Here is an 18023-nt window from a genome sequence, read left to right on the forward strand (position 1 = left end):
CGCGCTCGAGCCACCGGCCGACCAGCGCGATTTCGTCCGGCTCGGGCCAGCGGATCACGCGTCGCAGGACCACCTCGTCCCCGCGCGTGACCCGGAGCGCCACCGTCTCCGGACCCTGCCGCGCGAGCACGCAGCGGAGCCCGCCCGGGGTCTCGAGACGAAGCCCGGCGATCCCCGCCGCTGCGGCGCCGGGCCGCAGCGTGACGGCGACGTCGCCGGCGGGAGCGGCCAGCCGCCCCGTGACGCCGCCTCCGGGCCCGCGGGTCAGCCGCTGCCCCGGACGCCAGCCGAGGCGGGCCGCCAGCCAGGCGAGGTAGAGGCAGGCCACCGTCTCGCCGCTCGAGCCGTATTCGACGTCCACGCTGCCGAGGGCGCGAAGGTCCGGCCGCACGTCGTGGGGCTCGAAGCAGTCGGCGGTCCACTCGCGCCACGGCTCGGCGCGCTCCCAGGCCAGGTCGCCGACGGCAAGCGACGCCCGGACATCCCGCACCCCGGCCACCCACGGCGCCAGCGCGGCGGGGCCGATGCGCGTCCCGTCGAGCAGGAGGGCGTCGAGGCTCGGCGCGAGGCGGTCGAGGATCAGCGCCGGCGACTCGGGGCCGGTGCGCCACCAGGCGATGGCGGGGCAGTCGGGGAGTAAGAGCGCCGGCACGGCGCTTCCGACCCGTTCGACCGCGCGACCGCCGGCTACGATCATCACCTGCTCCCCGCAGACCTGGAGGCCGTCGCCGATCGGGCGGCAGTGGGTGGCGACCCACGCCGTCAGCTCGTCGGCCGCCGCGTCGGGATCGAGGCAGAGGATCAGGACGCGTCCCGGGTGGTGCGCCGTGAGGTCGGCGAGGATGGAGGCCGCCGCCTGACCCTCGCGCTCGCTCGCCACGAGGGCAACGAGGTTGAAAGTCGCGGCCCGCAGGACCGCCGAGGCCGTACCGACCGCGGCCGGGTCGGACGTCGTGCGCCAGAGCTCGGCGAGCGCCGTCTCGATGGCGGCGAGGTCCTGGACGAGCACCGGCGCGCCGCCGGCCGGGCTCACAGTCGCCGCCATCGCCGCCCCTCGCGCTCCAGGAGCTCGTCGGCCTCGCGGGGCCCCCAGCTGCCGGCCGCATAGTTCGGGAACTTGGGCCGGGGCCCCTGGGCCCAGGCCGCCTGAATCGGGGCCAGCAGATCCCAGGCCGCCTCGACCCAGTCCTGTCGCGCGAAGAGAGTGGCGTCGCCCCGCATCGCGTCGAGGAGGAGGCGCTCGTAGGCCTCGGGCGTCGCCACGCCGAAGGAGCGGCCGTAGCGGAAGTCCATCGTGACCGGGCGGATGCGAAAATCCTGGACCGGCAGCTTCGCGCCGAATCGAAGGGCGATGCCCTCGTCGGGCTGGATGCGCAGGACCAGCGCGTTCGGGAGGAGGCCGCCCCCCCGGGCCCCGTAGAGGAGCTGGGGAGGCTGTCGGAACTGGATCGCGATCTCGGAGGCGCGCTTGCTGAGCCGCTTCCCGGACCGAAGATAGAACGGCACGCCCGCCCAGCGCCAGTTGCCCAGCTCGAGCCGGACCGCGGCGTAGGTCTCCGTCACCGAATCGGGCGCCACGTCAGGCTCTTCCCGGTAGCCCGGCACCGGCTTCCCGAGAATGGCGCCCCGCTCGTACTGCCCGCGCACGGCGCGCCGGTCCACCTCCTCCGGCCGGATCGGCTGCACCGCGCGAAGCGCCTTCGTCTTCTCGTCGCGCACGTGGTCCGCCGCGAACGTCACCGGAGGCTCCATGGCGACCAGGCAGAGGAGCTGAAGCAGGTGGTTCTGCACCATGTCGCGCAGCGCCCCCGCCTCCTCGTAGTAGCCGCCGCGTCCCTCGACGCCGAGCGTCTCCGCCACCGTGATCTGGACGTGGTCCACGTGTGAGCGATTCCACAAGGGCTCGAAGATCTCGTTGGCGAAGCGGAAGACCAGGATGTTCTGGACCGTCTCCTTGCCGAGGTAATGGTCGATCCGGTAGACCTGGGACTCCGCGAAGGACTCGGCCACCATGCGATTCAGCGCCCGGGCCGACGCCGCGTCGTGGCCGACCGGCTTCTCGATGACGATGCGCCGCCAGGCGTGATCACTGCGGGCGAGACCGGCCTGCCCGAGGGCGGGGACGATCACCGGGTACGCCGAGGGCGGTGTCGCCAGGTAGAAGAGATAGTTCCCGCGGGTCCCTCGCTCCTCGTCGAGCGCGCTGAGCCGCGCCGCCAGCCGACCGTAGCCGGCCGTGTCCTGGAACTCCAGCGGGACGTAGAAGACGTTCTCGGCGAACGCCTCCCACTCCCCGGCCTCGGGCGCGCCCGTCCGGCCGTGGGCCACGACCGCTTCCCGCATCTGGCGCCGGAAGTCGTCGTCGCTGAGGGGCCGGCGGGCCACGCCGACGACCGTGAAGCCGCCCGGCAGCCGGTGCTCGAGGGCCAGGGCATGGAGGGCCGGGAGGAGCTTCCGGCGCGTCAGGTCCCCCGACGCCCCGAAGATGACCATGATGCAGGGATCGGGAACGCGCTCGCTGTCGAGACCGGCGCGGAGCGGGTTCGGCTCGAGCCCGGCCTCCCTCATGGCTCGCGGATGGGCGCGAGCGCCGCCGCCTCGGCCGCCGCGATGAGGCGCTGGAAACCGGCGCCGACGTCCCCCGAGAGGTGAAGGCGAAGCACGGGAAGCCCCTTGGCCCGGAGGGCCCCGAGGTCGCCCAGGGCCTGCGCCTGCTTGAGGATCCCGAAGCTGTAGGGTCGGCCCGGGATCGCGTGATCGGCGGCATCGTCGGCGGTGATCTGGAGGAAGCAGCCCGTGCGGGGGCCGCCCTTGTGGAGCTGCCCCGTCGAGTGGAGGAAGCGCGGGCCGTACCCGAGCGTCGTGGCCACGTGGAGCTGGTCGCGCAGCCGGTGGCGGAAGGCCTGGAGCGCCCGGCTGTGCGCCTCGGTGGGCGCCACATAGGCCATGAGCGCGAGGTAGTGCCCGCGCCGGAGCTGGCGGAGGTGCGCCGCCAGAAGACCCGGAAGGTCGCGCGGCACCGCGGCGGGGCTCCCGGCGGCGACATAGGCGGCGAGGCCGTCGCCCTGCCAGGTCGGCGCCTCGGTCGGCAGGCGGCCCCGCGCCACGTACTCGTCGAGGAGACGGCTCGTGTTGTCCTTGGACTCCTGGACGTTCGGCTCGTCGAAGGGATCGATCCCGAGGAGCGCGCCGGCCACCGCCGTCGCGAACTCACACCGGAAGAACTCGCCGGCCAGGTCCGCGCGGTCGGCGAGCGTCAGCCGCAGCACCGGATGGCCCGCGGCGGCCAGCGGCCCCGCCGCGTACTCCACCGGTCCAGCCTCATGGGCGAGACCCATGACCACGAAGACACGATCGCCGCCATAGACGGCCGGCGGGCCGGGCGTCTCGTCGGCGACGGGGATCAGCCCCCGCCCCTCCTTGCCCGTCGACTCGGCGAGAAGCTGCTCGACCCAGGCCGCGAACGGGGCGACGCCCGGGGAGAGGAGGAACGTCACCTTGTCCCGCCCGGCGCGCGCGAGCTCGGCCAGCGCGACGCCGAGACGCAGGCCCTCGTTCTCGTCCGGCGGGACATCCGCCCCGCAGCGGGAGGCCATCGCCTCGGCCCGCGCCAGGAGGGCGCTCAGGTCGAGGCCCAGGAGGGCGGCCGGCACCAGACCGACGTAGGTGAGCGCCGAGTACCGGCCGCCGATGTCCGCGGCGTTGAGGAAGGTATGCCGGAAACCCTGCTCGCGCGCGAGGCGCTCGAGCGGCGTGCCGGGATCCGTGATGGCCACGCAGTGCCGGCCCGCCCGGTCGCCGAGCACCGTCTCGAGGCGCTGGCGGAAGGCGGCGTAGAAGGCCAGCGTCTCCGTCGTCGTTCCCGACTTGGTCGAGACGAGGAGCAGCGTCCGGTCGAGAGGCAGCGCCCGCGCGGTCGCCTCCACGGCCGCGGGGTCGGTCGAGTCGAGCACGCGAAGGTCGAGCGCGCGGTCGGGGAGGCCCCGGCCGCCGAAGACGAGCCGCAGCACGTCCGGCGCCAGGCTCGAGCCGCCCATCCCGAGGAGAAGGGCGTGGGTGAGACCGGCCTCCCGCACGTCGTCGGCGAAGGCGCGAAGGGCGCCGACCTCGCGGCGCATCGGCTCGATGATGTCGAGCCAGCCGAGGCGGTTCCGGATGACCCGCTGGTGCTCGGCCTCCGCCTTCCACAGGGCGGGATCGCGCGCCCACAGGCGTTTGACGAAGCCCTCCCGATCGAGCCGGGCCAGTGTGGCCCGGGCCGCTTCGGCGGCCGGGCCGAGCGTGGCGAGGAAGCCGTCGAGCCCCGCGCTCATCGGCTCAGCGTCCGAGCAGCGCGCGGGCCCGGGCCACCACGTTCTCCGTCGTGAAGCCGAGCTCACGCATGTTGACCTCGCCCGGGGCCGACGCGCCGTAGCGATTCAGCCCGACGATGACGCCCTCGGGGCCGACCCAGCGCTCCCAGCCGAAGGGCGAGGCCGCCTCCACGGCCAGCCGCCGCCCGACGTCCCGCGGGAGGACCGCCTCGCGGTAATCGGCCGGCTCGGCCGCGAACAGCTCCCAGGACGGCATGCTGACCGCGCGGGCCCGCACGCCGTCCTTGGCGAGGGCCGCCTGGGCGGCCACCACGAGCTGGACCTCCGAGCCGGTCCCGATCAGGATGATGTCGGGCGGGCCCGGACCATCGTCGGCCAGGACGTAGGCGCCTCGCGCCAGGCCCGCGGCCGGCGCCAGGACGGTGCGGTCGAGCACCGGAACTTTCTGCCGGGTCAGGACGAGCGCCGTCGGCCCCTGGCGCCGCGCCAGGGCCACCTTCCAGGCGACGACCGTCTCGTTGGCGTCGGCCGGCCGGATGACCACGAGGTGCGGCATCGCCCGGAGCGCGGCCAGCTGCTCGATCGGCTGGTGGGTGGGGCCGTCCTCGCCGAGCCCGATCGAGTCGTGGGTCCAGACGTAGATGACGGGAAGCTCCGACAGCGCGGCCAGGCGGACGGCGGGGCGCATGTAGTCCGAGAAGTTGAAGAACGTCCCGCAGAAGACGATGAGGCCGCCGTGATAGGCAAGACCGTTACTGATCGCGCCCATCGCATGCTCGCGGACGCCGTAGTGGATGTGGCGTCCGTCGTAGCTGCCGCGCAGGAAGGAGCCCGCGGTCTTGACGAGCGTCTTGGTCGAGGGGGCCAGGTCGGCATCCCCGCCGATGAGCGCGGGCAGCCGCGGCGAGACCGCGGCCAGCGTGGCGCCGCTCGCGTCGCGGGTCGCGGTCGGCGTCTCGGGTCCGAACGCCGGCAGCGTGGCGTCCCAGCCGGCGGTGAGGGTGCCGGCCTGTCCGTCGCGCCACGCCGCCGCCGGCTCGGAATGGGCCTGAGCGTAGGCCTCGAAGCCCGCGTGCCACTCGGACTGCCACTGAGCCCCGCGCGCCCGCGCCTCGCGGAAGCGCGCCAGCGCCGCGTCCGGGATGAGAAAGCTCGGCTCGAGCGGCCAGCCGAGCGCCTGCTTGGCGGCGCGGAGCTCCTCTTCCCCGAGCGGCTCCCCGTGGGCCTCATGGGTTCCCTGCTTCTTCGGCGCGCCGTAGCCGATCACGGTGCGCACGGCGATGAGCGAGGGCCGCTCCGCCTCGGCCTGCGCACCGCGGAGGGCTTTGTCGACCGCCTCGAGGTCGTTCCCGTCGGGGACGACCTGCGTGTGCCAGCCGTAACCCTCGAACCGCCGCGGGACGTCTTCGGAAAAGGACAGGGCGGCCTTGCCGGCCAGCGAGACCAGGTTGTCATCGTAGAGGACGATGAGGCGTCCGAGCCCGAGATGCCCGGCCAGCGACACGGCCTCGGCCGCCACGCCTTCCATCAGGTCGCCGTCGGAGCAGATCGCGTAGGTGTGGTGGTCGACGATGGTGTGCTCCGGCCGGTTGAACCGGGCCGCGAGGTGCCGCTCGGCGATGGCCATGCCCACCGCGTTGCCCAGCCCCTGACCGAGAGGGCCGGTGGTGGCGTCGACGCCCGGGGTCAGCCCGTACTCCGGGTGGCCCGGCGTCTTCGACCCCCACTGGCGGAAGCGCTTGAGCTCGTCTAGCGAGAGGTCGTAGCCCGTCAGGTGGAGGAGGGCGTAGAGGAGCATCGAGCCGTGTCCCGCCGAGAGGACGAACCGGTCCCGGTCCGGCCAGGTGGGGTCCGCCGGGTTGTGCCGGAGGAAGCGGGTCCACAGGACGTAGGCCATCGCCGCCGCGCCCATCGGCATCCCGGGATGCCCCGACTTCGCCTTCTGGACGGCGTCGGCCGCCAGGAAGCGAATCGTGTTGACGCAGAGGGTATCCAGGTCGGAACCGCTCATCCGCTGCTCCTCTCTTCGTAGAACGGGATCAGAAGGTCATAGAGCCGGCGGTGCCGGGCGAGGCCCTGGCGATAGTGCGCGTGGCGCGCGGGGTCGGGTCGAACGGTGGGACCGAAGCCGGCCGGCGCCGCCTCGAGCGAGGGCAGGGCCCCGAGCGCCTCGAGCGCGAGCAGGGCGGCGCCTCGGCTCGAGGCCTCCGCCTCCGTCGAGGACCGCAGCGGGACCCCGAGGACGTCGGCCATGATCTGGGTCCAGGCGGGAGAGGCGAGGAGCGCCCCGCCGGTGGCCACGATCTCGGCCCCGCGGGGGCACGCCTCGGCGAGGCGTGCGTGGATGAGGGCAAAGCGGTACGCCACCGTCTCCAGCCCGGCCCGCAGGATCTCGATCGGCTGGGTGGCGAGCGAGAGTCCGACGACGGCCGCTCGCGCCGTGGCGACCCAGCCCGTGCTCCGCTCACCGGCGAGGAACGGGAGCACGGTGAGGCCGTGGCCGTCGGGCGGCATGGCCGCGATCTCGCGCTCGATCGCGTCGGGCGAGCCGAGCTGCAGCGTCTCCCGCAACCAGTGATAGACGCTGCCGCCGTTCGACAGCGCACCGCCGAGCAGGATGCGGCGCCGATCGACCCGATAGCACCAGAGACCGGCCGGCGGCGTCACGGCGCCCGTCTCCCAGCAGACCCGCATCGCCCCCGACGTGCCGACCATGAGCGCGACGCGGTCGGGCCCGTGGCAGCCGGCCCCGATGTTCGAGCACGCGCCGTCGCCGAGCGCCGGGAGCCAGGGCCGCCGGGCGAGCGCCGGCCACCGCCCGGCGAAGGGCGGCCGGAGACCGGACAGGGGCGCGTCGAGATCGGTCAGCGGCGCCAGGTGGTCCGGCGTGAGACCGATGGCCTCCAGCACCGGACCGTCCCACCTCAGGGCGTGCTGGTCGAAGAGGCCGCTCCCCGACGCCATCGAGATGCTGCAGCGGGTCTCGCCGAAGAGCCGGAGCTGGAGGTACTCGCCGAATGACATCCAGCGCCGCACCGCGGCGAAGCCGGCCGGATCCACGGTGGCGCGCCAGAGGATCCGGGCCGGCAGGTACGAGGTGTGGAACACGCAGCCCGTGCGGGCGTGGTAGGTCTTCTCGTCGAGCCGCGCCCGCAGGACGCCGACCGACTCGGCGCTCCGCGTGTCGGCCCAGGAGTAGAGCGCCGTCCGAGCCCGGCCGTCGGCCCCGACTCCCAGGACGGTGTGCCAGAAGGTGCTGATCGCGACGGCCGCCACGCCGTCGGCCCGTGGTCCCAGGTCGGCCACGACGCCGTCGAGGGTCTCGCCCGTCAGGCGAACGAGACGCTCGGGGTCGAACTCGACGCCGCCGTCCGGGGTCGTCTCGGGCTCGTAATCCTGCTGGTGCTCCACCGGCAACGCGCGGCCACGCGCGTCGAAGCAGAGCGCCCGGACCGACGAGGAGCCGACATCGACCGTTACGATGAACGGAGGCTCGACGGCGCGCGGGGCTCCCATGCCGGCACTCCCGCTCATCCTAGATCATTTCGGGGGGGTCTCGGAAGACCCCCCGATGCCCCCCCGTCGTGGCGGCGGCGAAGCCGCCGCTCGGAGTACTCGTGGATGCACCACGCGCTCGGTGTCAGCGCCAGGTTATGCCGACAAACTCCTAGCAGGCGAAGCTGTCGCTGACCAGCCGGCCGCTGTGTAGAATGGACGAGAGGCGCACATGGCGACGCCGATCGACCTGGAGGTCCTGGTTCGGGTGGCCGGGGATGCCATCGTCGTGGCCGATCCCGAGGGGCGGATCCGCCTCTGGAACCCGGCGGCCGAGCGCGTGTTCGGGCACACGGCGGCGGAGGCCGTGGGTCAATCGCTCGACCTGATCATCCCCGAGCGCTTCCGCGAGCGGCACTGGGCCGGTTACCGGGAGGTCATGCGCACGGGCCAGACCCGCTACGGCGCCGACGTCCTTCGAGTCCCCGCGCTGCGGAAGGACGGCCGGCGGGTGTCCATCGCCTTCACGGTCGCGCTCCTGGCCGATGCGGAAGGGCGCGTGACCGGCATCGCCGCCTTCGTCCGCGACGAGACGGCGCGCTGGGAGGAAGAGCAAGGGCTCCGCCGCCGGATCGCCGAGCTGGAAGGCCGCCGGCCGGCCTGACCCCGCGCCCGGGATGGGGTTCGTCGAGATTCCCGAGGGCGCGTTCTGGATGGGCTGGCCGGACGGCGAGCGCGGCGGACGGGGCGAGCAGCCGCGCCACCGGGTCTGGCTCGACCGGTTCGCCATCGCCACCCACCCGGTCACCAACGCCGAGTACGGCGAGTTCCTGGCCGCCACCGGCGCGCCGCCTCCGCCGTTCCGCACAGACCCTCGCTTCAGCGATGCAGCGCAGCCGGTGGTCGGCGTCACCTGGGGCGAGGCGGTCGCCTACTGCGCCTGGCTCGGCCGGGTGACGGGGCGCCCTCACCGCCTGCCGACCGAGGCCGAGTGGGAGCACGCGGCGCGGGGCGGGCTCGACGGGGCTCGCTACCCGTGGGGTGACGCGTCCCCCGAGGCCGTCTTTCCCGGCGTGCGGCTACCCCTGGCCGGTCCGCCGCCGGTCGGCTCGGGTCCATCCAACGGCTTCGGCCTCACCGACCTGAGCGGCTGTGTGCACGAGTGGTGCCTCGACTGGCACGACGAGGGCTACTACGCCGCCTCCCCCGAGCGGAACCCGCCGGGCCCGGCCCAGGGGATCCGCCGCGCCTCGCGCGGCGGCGCCTGGCGTCACCAGATCCCCTGGAGCCCGGTCGCCCACCGCTCGAGCCTGCCCCCGCACCTCCGCTACTCCGATTACGGCTTCCGCGTCGCGGCCGGCCTCGACGGAACGGCCGGAAGCTGAATCCCGGGGCGCTCGCTGGCCTCGATGCTGCCGGCCGCCATAGATGGTGTTGCTGACGCATGCTACCTTCAAACTCCAGACGGCGACGCCTTTGCTGCAGCCGCTCTTGTCACGATCCGTTCCGGCTTGGTTGGAATGGCAGTCTCCAACTCCAGCCAAAAACTGCGGCTATTTCACATCCCGGATGCAATTCGGCGGATCAGACCGATTCGGCGTAGAATCGGCGGCGCTCCGAGCACGCCTCCGTGATGATCTCAGTACGCGCGGCTAACTTCCGGATGAACCCGCCGGGCGTGACGCCCGCGGGTTATCCGGAGCGTTCGCTTGCTGAGTTACGGGCTTGCGCATCGAAGCGGGCCGTAGCTACAATGTAGGCACATGACGACCAAGACGCGCATCGTCCGGATCGGCAACTCGCGGGGCATCCGGGTTCCCAAGATTCTCCTGGAGCAGGCGCAGTTGCCCGACGAGGTGGAGTTGCATGCCGAGCCTGGCCGCCTCGTCGTCCAAGGGGCGCGCCGACCCCGGACGGGCTGGGCGGAGGCGGCGCGGGCCATGTCCAAGCATGGGCATGATGACCTGCTCGATGAGCCGACCGCCACCCGTTTCGATCGGGAGGAATGGGAGTGGTAGTGACGCGGGCCGGACGGGCCCGCGGCGAAGTCCATCTGGTTCGGTTGGACCCGACCCTTGGCAGCGAGATTCAGAAGACTCGTCCCTGCCTCGTCGTGTCACCTGATGAGCTCAACCAATACCTTCGCACCGTGATCATCGCGCCGATGACCACGGGCGGCGCGCAGTACCCATGGCGGGTGCCGTGTCGCTTTCGGCGCCGATCCGGCTTCGTCGCCTTGGACCAGATCCGCACGGTCGATGCCGAACGGCTGCTCCGCCGGCTAGGTCGGCTCAGACCGCAGACGGTTGCGGCAGTCCTTCAGCGCCTCCAAGAGATGTTCGCGGGGTGATGGGCAACAAACCGCTTCGGCGGACCGGCTGCGCCGGCGGCTGAGCGTGCCCCGTTCGGCGAATCTGAGCTGAGGTCTGACGGAGGCGCTGGACTGGCCCCTGAGTGCCGGCCCTCCTGCCGATCCGGTCGGATTCATCCAGGACCGCGTTCGTCGAGGACGAATCCTTTGGACCTCCGGCGCGCCCGGCCGCTTGACAGAGAAAGCGCGCGGGCATTAGGGTGGGTCACCGCCGCCGCAAGGAGGCCTCCGCCTGGTGGACACGCCGGATTCCCTCGCCAAGCACGTGGAGCGCGGCATCCTCGTCCAGATGCTCCAGACCCTGGTCCGCATCCCCAGCGTCACCGGGACGGAGGACGCCGCCCAGGAGCAGATGGCCCGGTTCCTCCGCGAGCTGGGCGGGGAGGTCGATGCCTGGCGGCCCGACGTCGCGGCGCTCCGCCGGGAGCCGAACTTCCCCACCTCGACGAGGACCTCGATCGCGTGTACGCGCTCTTCCCGCGGCTCCGGGAGCGGCGGCGCCAGCTCGCCGGGACCCTGTCGGGCGGCGAGCAGCAGATGCTGGCGATGGCGCGCGCGTTGATGGGGCGGCCCCGACTGCTCCTCATGGACGAGCCGTCCATGGGCCTGGGGCCGCGCCTGGTCGAGCAGGTCTTCGACACGATCGCCCAGGTCAACGGCCAGGGCACGACGATCTTCGTGGTCGAGCAGAACGCCAACATGGCGCTCTCGATCGCGCATCGGGGGTACGTGCTGCAGACGGGGCGGATCGTCCTGCACGACACCGGGGAGAACCTGCTCCGCAACCCCGAGATCCAGCGGGCTTATCTCGGTCACGGGGGACCGGGAGCCGGCGACTGACGATCCGCGGCAGGCTGACGTCAGCCCCGAGGCCGACCCGCCGCCGCGTTCGGGCTACGAGTGCGGCTCGAAGAGCTTGATGATCGACGTAATGTCGAGCTCGCCGTGCCCGCGATTGTCGTGCAGGCGGAAGAGCTGGGTCGCCAGGGCGGTCATCGGGAGCGCCGTGCGGGTCGCCGTCGCCAGCTGCTGGAGGAGCTCGAGGTCCTTGAGCATCGTCCGCACCTGACCGACCGGCCGGAAGTCCCCGGCGATCATCCGGGGCCCCATGACCTGGAGGAGGCGCGAGTCGGCGAAGCCGCCCTCCAGCACCTCGGGCAAGAGCTCGGCCGTGACGCCCCCGTGGCGGGCCAGGGTGACCATCTCGGCCAGCACGACGTAGAGGCAGGCGACGCCGATCTGGTTGATCATCTTGGTGGTCTGCCCGGCGCCCACCGGCCCCAGGTGCGCGAAGCGGCGCGACAGGTGCTGGGCCACCGGCCGGACGCGCTCGACGTCGGCCGCCTCCCCGCCCACCATCATGACGAGGGTGCCGGCGGCGGCGCCCATGGTGCCACCGGAGACCGGGGCATCCACCCACCCCATCCCGGTCTCGGCCCGGAGCCGGGCGGCCATCCGCCGGGTCGCCTCCGCGCTGATCGTCGAATGATCGACCAGGAGCTTCGTCGGGCCGGCCGCTCCCGCGACCCCGTCGGCGCCGAACACGACGGCCTCCACCGCCGCCGTGTCGAGCAGGCACAGGTGGATCACCTCGCTCTGCCGCGCGACGTCGGCCGGTGACCGGCCCGGCCGGGCGCCCCGGGCCAGAGCATGCTCCATCTTGGCCCGCGTGCGGTTCCACACCGTCACCGGGTATCCCGCGTCCAGGAGGCGCGGCGGCATGTGGGCCCCCATCAGGCCGAGCCCGATGTAGCCGATTGCGGGCCGGTCGTCACTCATGATCCCTCCTCCTCTAGGAGGCTGGCGGAGTACTCGCGCGCCACCGCCTCCCCCAGCCGCCGCGGGTCGGTGTTCCACTCCGAGCGCGGGCTTGCCCGCGCAACCCTCCCGGGGGAGGGTCTGGGAGGGGGCCGTCGAGGCCCCCTCCCATGATCTAGCCCTTGACGGCCCCGAAGGTCAGGCCCCGGACGATCTGCTTGTTAGATCACGTCGAAGGCCTTGAGGGAGTCGATGGTCCGGAACATGGCCGCCACCGCCAGCGTCGGCTTGAGGAGGGGCAGCGTGATCCTCCGGAACGCCTGCCAGGCCGAGGCGCCGTCGATCACCGCCGCTTCGAAGGGCTCCCGGGGCAGTGAGTCCAGGCCGGCCAGGACGATGAGGGTGACCATGGGGGTCCACTGCCAGACGTCGACCATCGCCAGGGACGGGATCACCGTATCCGGGTGGGTCGCCCACAGGGAGGGGGGCAGCCCCACCTGCTCGAGGAGATGGTTGAACAGTCCGCCGGTCGGCGTGAGGAGCATGCTCCAGACCAGGGCCATGGCCACCGGCGTCGCCACCATCGGGAGCATGAACAGGACACGCAGCGCCGCGCTCCCGGGGATGCGCTGGCGGAAGAGGACGGCGAGGGCCGTGCCCAGGGCCAGCTCGGGTGGGATCGTGATGCCGGTCAGGTAGGCGGTTCGGGCCATCGCGCCCCAGAACCGATCGTCCCGGAGAAACATCTCGCCGTAGTTGCCCAGCCCGACGTATTCGCGAGGCCTCGCGATGTACCAGTTGAAGAGGTGTCGCAGTAGAAGCAGCGGCCGCAGCTCGCGTTGTGCGCGCAGATCACGTGGTCACCGGGTCGGACCTGGGTGACCGCGGGTCCGACGGCCTCCACCACCCCCGCCCCTTCGTGGCCCAGCACGATCGGCAGGGGATAGCGCTGGGCGCCCTGGATCACCTCCAGATCGGTGTGGCAGAGTCCGCTCGCCGCGTTCCGGACGAGCACGTCGGTGGGGCCGAGCGGCCCCGCGTCCACGGCCTGGACGACCACCGGTCCCCCCACCTCGTGCAGCACCGCGGCCCGGAATCGCATCGCTCGGATCCCTCCCCGCTCGGCGACGACCGCTCAGCCTGGGGCGCGAGCCCCAGGGTCCCCCGACGCCTCGCGCTATAACGCGGGCGCGGCATCGGAGTCAAGGGGTTCTCCCGGGGCCGGTCTCCCGACCAACGGCATTGTCCGACTGGCAGCCTTGACCCCTTCCGCCACGCGGGCTAGGCTGGGCGCGCTCATGGCATTCGACATCCTGATCAAGGGCGGCACCGTGGTCGATGGCACGGGTGCCCCGGCGAAGGTCACTGATGTGGCGATCATCGGTGACCGGATTCAGGCGGTAGGAGCGCTCGGCCACGCCGAGGCGGCCCGGGTCATCGACGTCGCGGGGGCGGTGGTCGCGCCCGGGTTCATCGACATGCACTCTCATGGCGACTTCGTGCTGCCCGGATTGCCGACCGCAGACAGCAAGGTGCACCAGGGCTTCACGCTCGAGGTGGTCGGGAACTGCGGCGCCAGCCCCGCGCCCCTCACGCCGGCCCGACGCCAGGACGTGATCGACACGGCCGCCCTCACCGTCCCCGCCCTCGAGTGGGAGTGGACGACGTTTCGCAGTTACCTCGAGCGGCTGACCGGCGAAGGTGTCTCGGTCAATGTCGCGCCACTGGTCGGACACGGGACGATCCGCATTCTCGGCATGGGCACGGGCGACGCCCGCGCCACTGCCGGCCAACTCGAGGCGATGCAAGCCGAGGTGCGGAAGGCGATGGACGAGGGGGCGGTCGGTCTCTCGACGGGCCTCATCTATGCGCCGGGAATGTTCGCCGACACCGATGAGGTCGTGAGGCTCGCCCGGGTGGCGGGCGAGGCCGGCGGGTTTTACGCGAGCCACATTCGAGGGGAAGGCGACACGCTGCTCGAGGCCATCGCGGAGGCGATCGAGATCGGCCGCCGGGCGCAGGTCGCGGTACAGATCAGCCATCTCAAGGCCGCGGGCCGGGCGAATTGGCCCAAGATGGCCCGGGCGATCGACTTGATCGAGACCGCCCGGGCGGAGGGCCTCGACGTCACGGCCGACATGTACCCTTACCCCGCCGGGAGCACCAGCCTCGCCACCCTGCTGCCGGCCTGGGCCCGCGTGGGCAGCCGGGATGCGCTCCTCGCCCGGCTGGCCGACCCCACCGAGCGCGCGCGCATCCGGGAAGCCCTCGAGGGCCGGGGCCTGGCCCGCGACGCGGAATGGGACGGGATCGTGATCTCGGGGTGCCCGGCGACACCCGAGCACGAGGGCCGAACCGTGGCGGCGATCGCGGCCGATCGAGGGGTGACTCCCAGCCAGGCGGTCGTCGAGATCCTCCGCGAGGCCCAGGGCGAAGCCGACATGATCTTGTTCATGATGAGCGAAGAGAACGTCGCACTCGGCCTGCGGTGTCCGTGGGTCATGATCGGGTCCGACGGCGAGGGGCGTGCGGCCACCGGACCCTACGCCACCGGCAAGCCCCATCCTCGGAACTACGGCACCTGCCCGCGCTTCCTCGGCCGCTATGTGAGGGAGGAGCGGATCGTCTCGCTGGAAGAGGCGATCCGCCGGATGACGAGTCTGCCCGCGCGGAAGCTCGGCCTGCGGGACCGCGGCCTCCTCCAGCCGGGTCACCTCGCCGATGTCGTCGTGTTCGACCCGGCCACGATCGCGGACACCGCCACCTTCGCCGATCCCCACCGATATCCGGACGGCATTCGCTGGGTGCTGGTCAACGGGCAGCCGGTCATCGCCGCCGGCCAGCACACCGGTGCCCGCCCCGGCCGAGTGGTGGGCCGCGCCTGACCGGCATGCCACCGGCCAGCTCACGATCGCCGTACACCGGGGCCGCTGGCTGACGGGACGCGAAGCCGCCCTTCGGGCCTTGACAGCGCTCGGACCGGAGCATAGAGTCCGTCCTGCGCGCGCAACTGTGCGGTTCAAGCCACCCCATTCGCGTCAAAGGGGAGGACTCCTCGCATGCGACGCATCACCCCGCTCCTGGCTATCCTGGCCGTCGTCGGGCTGGCCCCGGCCGTCGTCCTGGCCCAGGCCAAGACCACCGTCACCCTGTGGTACCCGGCCGGCGACATCACGGCCGGGGCCGCCCACTTCGGCGACAAGGACCTGTGGGCCGAGTTCGAGAAGAAGGCCAACGTGAAGGTCGAGGCGGTGGCCCTCGACTACGACACCATGCAGCAGAAGATCTTCGCGGCCGCCGCCGGGCGCAACATCGCCGACATCCTCTTCATCGACACCTCCTGGCTCCCCGGCTTCCTGAAGGAGGAGATGCTGGAGCCGGTGGCCGACGCCAATGCCAAGGCCTGGCTCAACGCCGTGTCCCCGGAGATCAAGGAGCTCAGCGACTACGGCAACGGGCGGATGTGGGGCTACCCGCAATACGGGATCGACGTCTACGGCCTCACCTGGAACAAGGAGCACTTCAAGGAGGCCGGGCTCGATCCGGAGAAGCCGCCGAAGACCTGGGCGGAGTTCCGGGAGTACGCCAAGAAGCTCACCAAGCGCGACGCCCAGGGCAACATCACGCGGGTCGGCTACGCCATCCGCCACGTCGGACACCCCCACGGGGTGGTCCACAAGCACTTCTGGGCCCTCTACGGGGCCGGGGCGCGGCTGGTGGAGGATCCCAACGCCCTGCGCGGGAGCAAGGCGCTCCTGAACAACGAGGGCGGCAAGGCCGCGCTCAAGCTCGTCCTCGACATGCTGGACGTCGACAAGTCCACCAGCCTGAACTTCCCCGACCCCCGGGCGGCCTTCCTCAAGGGGATCGCTTCGATGCAGATCAGCGAGACCGTGAGCATCAAGGCGCGGCAGCCGAAGGAGGCGCCCGAGCTCAAGTGGGGCATGGCTCTGCCGCCCGTGCCGAAGGCCGGCGACAAGCCCGTGAGCCTGCTGGGCGCCTGGCTCTACTCGGTGCCGAAGCAGGCGAAGAACAAGGCGCTCGCCTGGCAGGCGATCGAGTGGATCAACAGCGCCAATAAGGATTACGAGCTCTGCAAGAAGTACGACGCCTCCCCGCGCTACAAAGTCAACTGGGACAAGGAGCCGTTCAAGTCCGATCCCTACGACCAGGGGCTCAAGCAGCTCTACCCGGCCGGGAAGAAGCTGCCGATCAACCTCGGGCTCAACGGCGTGATGGACGCCATGGGGGCCGCGATCCAGAAGGTCTGGCACCACGAGGCCTCGGTCGACGCCGCCCTGGCCGAGGCCGAGCAGCTCGCCAACAAGGCCATCGCCGACGCCGCGAAGTAATCTTCGGAGGGGGGCTAGCGCCCCCCTCCAACGGCCCTCCCGGCAAAGCCGGGCCGGTCGCTGTTCAGCGAGCGGATCGGGCCTGCCTCCCCCCTGAGGCAGTGATGCGACGGTCACGCCGACCCATCGTGGCGCGGCTGCGAGCCCGTCATCTCTTCCATGCCTACCTGTTCGTCGCCCCGGTCCTCCTGCTCTTCGGCGTCTTCCGCGTCGTCCCGGCCGTCCAGACCCTGCTCTACAGCGTCTACAAGGTGGAACTCGTGCGGGGCCGCTTCACCTTCCTCGGGCTCGAGAACTTCCAGGCGCTCCTGGCCGACCCCGGCTTCCGGAAGGCGGCCGTCAACACGCTGGTCTATGTCGCCGCCATCGTGCCGATCTCGGCGGCGCTGGGCCTCGGCCTGGCGGTCCTGTTCAACACCCGCTTCCGGCTGCGCGAGCTCTTCAAGGCGATCTACTTCGCCCCGATGGTCACCAGCACCGCGGCCGCCGCCATGGTCTGGTGGTGGCTCTACAACCCGCAGTTCGGGCTCTTCAACGTCCTGCTGCGCCTGGTCGGGATCCCCGACCAGCCCTGGCTCATGTCGAGCCGCACGGCGCTCGTCTCTATCATCATCTTCAGCATCTGGAAGTCCCTCGGCTACAACATGATTATCTACCTGGCCGGCCTGCAGGCGATCCCGGCCCAGTTCTACGAGGCCGCCACCATCGACGGGGCCGGCGCGCCGGCGCGCTTCTGGCGGATCTCGGTGCCGCTCCTGGCGCCGACGACGACGTTTCTCCTCATCTACAACAGCATCCTGGCGTTTCAGGTCTTCGACCAGGTCTTCGTCCTCACCGGCGGCGGGCCGGCCGGCGCCACCAACGTCGTCGTCCTCGAGGTCTACCGGCAGGCCTTCGAGCGCTACAACTTCGGCTACGCGGCGGCCGAGGCGACGGTGCTCTTCGTCCTGATCCTGGGGGTCACCGTGCTCCAGTACGTCTACAGCCGGCGGTTCGAGGTGACCTATTGATGAAGCCGGCGCCGGCGCGGCCGGGGCTCCGGCTGGCGGGGCGGCTCCTGCTCTACCTCACGGTGACGGGGGTGGCCGTCCTGATGATCCTGCCCTTCTACTGGATGGTCATCACCGCGGTCAGCCCGGCCCCCGACATCCTCGCCTTCCCGCCCCGCTGGGTCCCCACCCGGCTTACGGCGGAGCACTTCGCCGCGGCCTTCGCGAAGGCGCCCTGGCTCAGCTACTACCAGAACAGCGTGGTCGTCGCCGTCGTCTCGGTCGGCTGCTCGCTCACCTTCGGCCTCTTCGCCGGCTACGCCTTCGCCGTCTACCGCTTCCCGCTCCAGCACCTCTTCTTCTTCCTGATCCTGAGTACCTTGATGGTCCCGGTCCAGGTCACCTCGGTCGCCCTCTACGTCCTGCTGGCGCGGATCGAGTGGGTGGACAGCTACCTCGGCATCCTGGCGCCCAACTTCGCCAGCGCCTTCGGCGTCTTCATGATCCGCCAGGGGATCAAGGCCATCCCCCACGATCTGATCGAGGCGGCACGGATGGACGGCGCGGGGGAGATCCGGATCGTCGTCACCATCGTCGCCCCGCTCCTCAAGACGACCCTCGCCACCGTGGCCATGATCCTCTTCCTCGGGTCGTGGAACGACTTCCTGTGGCCGGTCATCATCATCAACTCCCAGGATCTCCGGACCCTCCCGGTGGGGATCGCGCTCTTCAAGGACCCCTACGG

General features: G+C 71.6%; 17 protein-coding genes and 1 pseudogene. 10 read left to right on the forward strand and 8 right to left on the reverse strand.

Annotated elements, in window-relative coordinates; translation table 11 throughout:
- The 5 genes from VGW35_00010 to VGW35_00030 all read right to left on the reverse strand — a co-directional run.
- A partial coding sequence (locus VGW35_00010; GenBank protein ID HEV8306021.1) for a glucose-6-phosphate dehydrogenase assembly protein OpcA occupies positions 1 to 1045 on the reverse strand: 1045 nt, incomplete at its 3' end.
- Positions 1030 to 2568, reverse strand: a complete 1539-nt coding sequence (gene zwf / locus VGW35_00015) for a glucose-6-phosphate dehydrogenase (protein ID HEV8306022.1) — start codon at positions 2566 to 2568, stop codon at positions 1030 to 1032. The genes zwf and VGW35_00010, both read right to left, overlap by 16 nt.
- Complete coding sequence (locus VGW35_00020; protein ID HEV8306023.1) at positions 2565 to 4313, reverse strand: transaldolase; 1749 nt, start codon at positions 4311 to 4313, stop codon at positions 2565 to 2567. The genes zwf and VGW35_00020 overlap by 4 nt, the downstream gene beginning before the upstream one ends.
- Positions 4314 to 4317: 4 nt before the next feature.
- On the reverse strand, positions 4318 to 6324 hold the full coding sequence (gene tkt / locus VGW35_00025) for a transketolase (GenBank protein ID HEV8306024.1): 2007 nt from the start codon (positions 6322 to 6324) through the stop codon (positions 4318 to 4320).
- Entirely contained in the window at positions 6321 to 7829 is a 1509-nt protein-coding gene (locus tag VGW35_00030) for a gluconokinase (protein ID HEV8306025.1), read from the reverse strand. Before VGW35_00030 ends, tkt begins: the two co-directional genes overlap by 4 nt.
- A 211-nt stretch (positions 7830 to 8040) precedes the next feature.
- On the opposite strand from VGW35_00030, the gene VGW35_00035 reads away from it, so the two are divergent.
- The 6 genes and pseudogenes from VGW35_00035 (at position 8041) to VGW35_00060 (ending at position 11019) form a co-directional block, all read left to right on the forward strand.
- Positions 8041 to 8472 carry a PAS domain S-box protein gene (locus VGW35_00035; GenBank protein ID HEV8306026.1) on the forward strand — a complete coding sequence of 144 codons (432 nt, stop codon included), beginning with the start codon at positions 8041 to 8043 and terminating at the stop codon, positions 8470 to 8472.
- Between the two features lie 13 nt (positions 8473 to 8485).
- The gene (locus VGW35_00040) at positions 8486 to 9193 is read left to right on the forward strand and encodes an SUMF1/EgtB/PvdO family nonheme iron enzyme (GenBank protein HEV8306027.1); all 708 of its coding nucleotides are present in this window, start codon (positions 8486 to 8488) and stop codon (positions 9191 to 9193) included.
- Positions 9194 to 9571: 378 nt separating this feature from the next.
- Positions 9572 to 9826 carry an AbrB/MazE/SpoVT family DNA-binding domain-containing protein gene (locus tag VGW35_00045; protein HEV8306028.1) on the forward strand — a complete coding sequence of 85 codons (255 nt, stop codon included), beginning with the start codon at positions 9572 to 9574 and terminating at the stop codon, positions 9824 to 9826.
- Entirely contained in the window at positions 9814 to 10158 is a 345-nt protein-coding gene (locus VGW35_00050) for a type II toxin-antitoxin system PemK/MazF family toxin (protein HEV8306029.1), read from the forward strand. Before VGW35_00045 ends, VGW35_00050 begins: the two co-directional genes overlap by 13 nt.
- A 256-nt stretch (positions 10159 to 10414) precedes the next feature.
- Positions 10415 to 10741: a hypothetical protein gene (locus tag VGW35_00055; GenBank protein ID HEV8306030.1), complete on the forward strand. Its 327-nt coding sequence runs from the start codon at positions 10415 to 10417 to the stop codon at positions 10739 to 10741.
- Positions 10630 to 11019, forward strand: a pseudogene (locus tag VGW35_00060) (ATP-binding cassette domain-containing protein). The gene VGW35_00055 and the pseudogene VGW35_00060 overlap by 112 nt, the downstream one beginning before the upstream one ends.
- A 54-nt stretch (positions 11020 to 11073) precedes the next feature.
- Here VGW35_00060 and VGW35_00065 read toward each other — a convergent pair.
- The 3 genes from VGW35_00065 to VGW35_00075 all read right to left on the reverse strand — a co-directional run bounded on the left by VGW35_00065 (position 11074) and on the right by VGW35_00075 (position 13039).
- Positions 11074 to 11958: an NAD(P)-dependent oxidoreductase gene (locus tag VGW35_00065; GenBank protein ID HEV8306031.1), complete on the reverse strand. Its 885-nt coding sequence runs from the start codon at positions 11956 to 11958 to the stop codon at positions 11074 to 11076.
- A gap of 200 nt (positions 11959 to 12158) precedes the next feature.
- On the reverse strand, positions 12159 to 12650 hold the full coding sequence (locus VGW35_00070; protein ID HEV8306032.1) for a sugar ABC transporter permease: 492 nt from the start codon (positions 12648 to 12650) through the stop codon (positions 12159 to 12161).
- Positions 12629 to 13039, reverse strand: a complete 411-nt coding sequence (locus VGW35_00075; protein ID HEV8306033.1) for an alcohol dehydrogenase catalytic domain-containing protein — start codon at positions 13037 to 13039, stop codon at positions 12629 to 12631. Before VGW35_00075 ends, VGW35_00070 begins: the two co-directional genes overlap by 22 nt.
- 196 nt (positions 13040 to 13235) lie before the next feature.
- Here VGW35_00075 and VGW35_00080 point away from each other — a divergent pair, with 196 nt between their 5' ends.
- The 4 genes from VGW35_00080 to VGW35_00095 form a co-directional block, all read left to right on the forward strand.
- On the forward strand, positions 13236 to 14822 hold the full coding sequence (locus VGW35_00080) for a D-aminoacylase (GenBank protein ID HEV8306034.1): 1587 nt from the start codon (positions 13236 to 13238) through the stop codon (positions 14820 to 14822).
- A gap of 174 nt (positions 14823 to 14996) precedes the next feature.
- Entirely contained in the window at positions 14997 to 16289 is a 1293-nt protein-coding gene (locus VGW35_00085; GenBank protein HEV8306035.1) for an extracellular solute-binding protein, read from the forward strand.
- Positions 16290 to 16393: 104 nt separating this feature from the next.
- Entirely contained in the window at positions 16394 to 17299 is a 906-nt protein-coding gene (locus VGW35_00090) for a sugar ABC transporter permease (protein HEV8306036.1), read from the forward strand.
- Positions 17299 to 18023, forward strand: a 725-nt coding sequence (locus VGW35_00095) for a carbohydrate ABC transporter permease (protein ID HEV8306037.1), incomplete at its 3' end; no start/stop codon positions are given. The genes VGW35_00090 and VGW35_00095, both read left to right, overlap by 1 nt.

The organism is Candidatus Methylomirabilota bacterium, from assembly GCA_036005065.1.
Lineage (GTDB): Bacteria > Methylomirabilota > Methylomirabilia > Rokubacteriales > DASRDR01 > DASYQW01.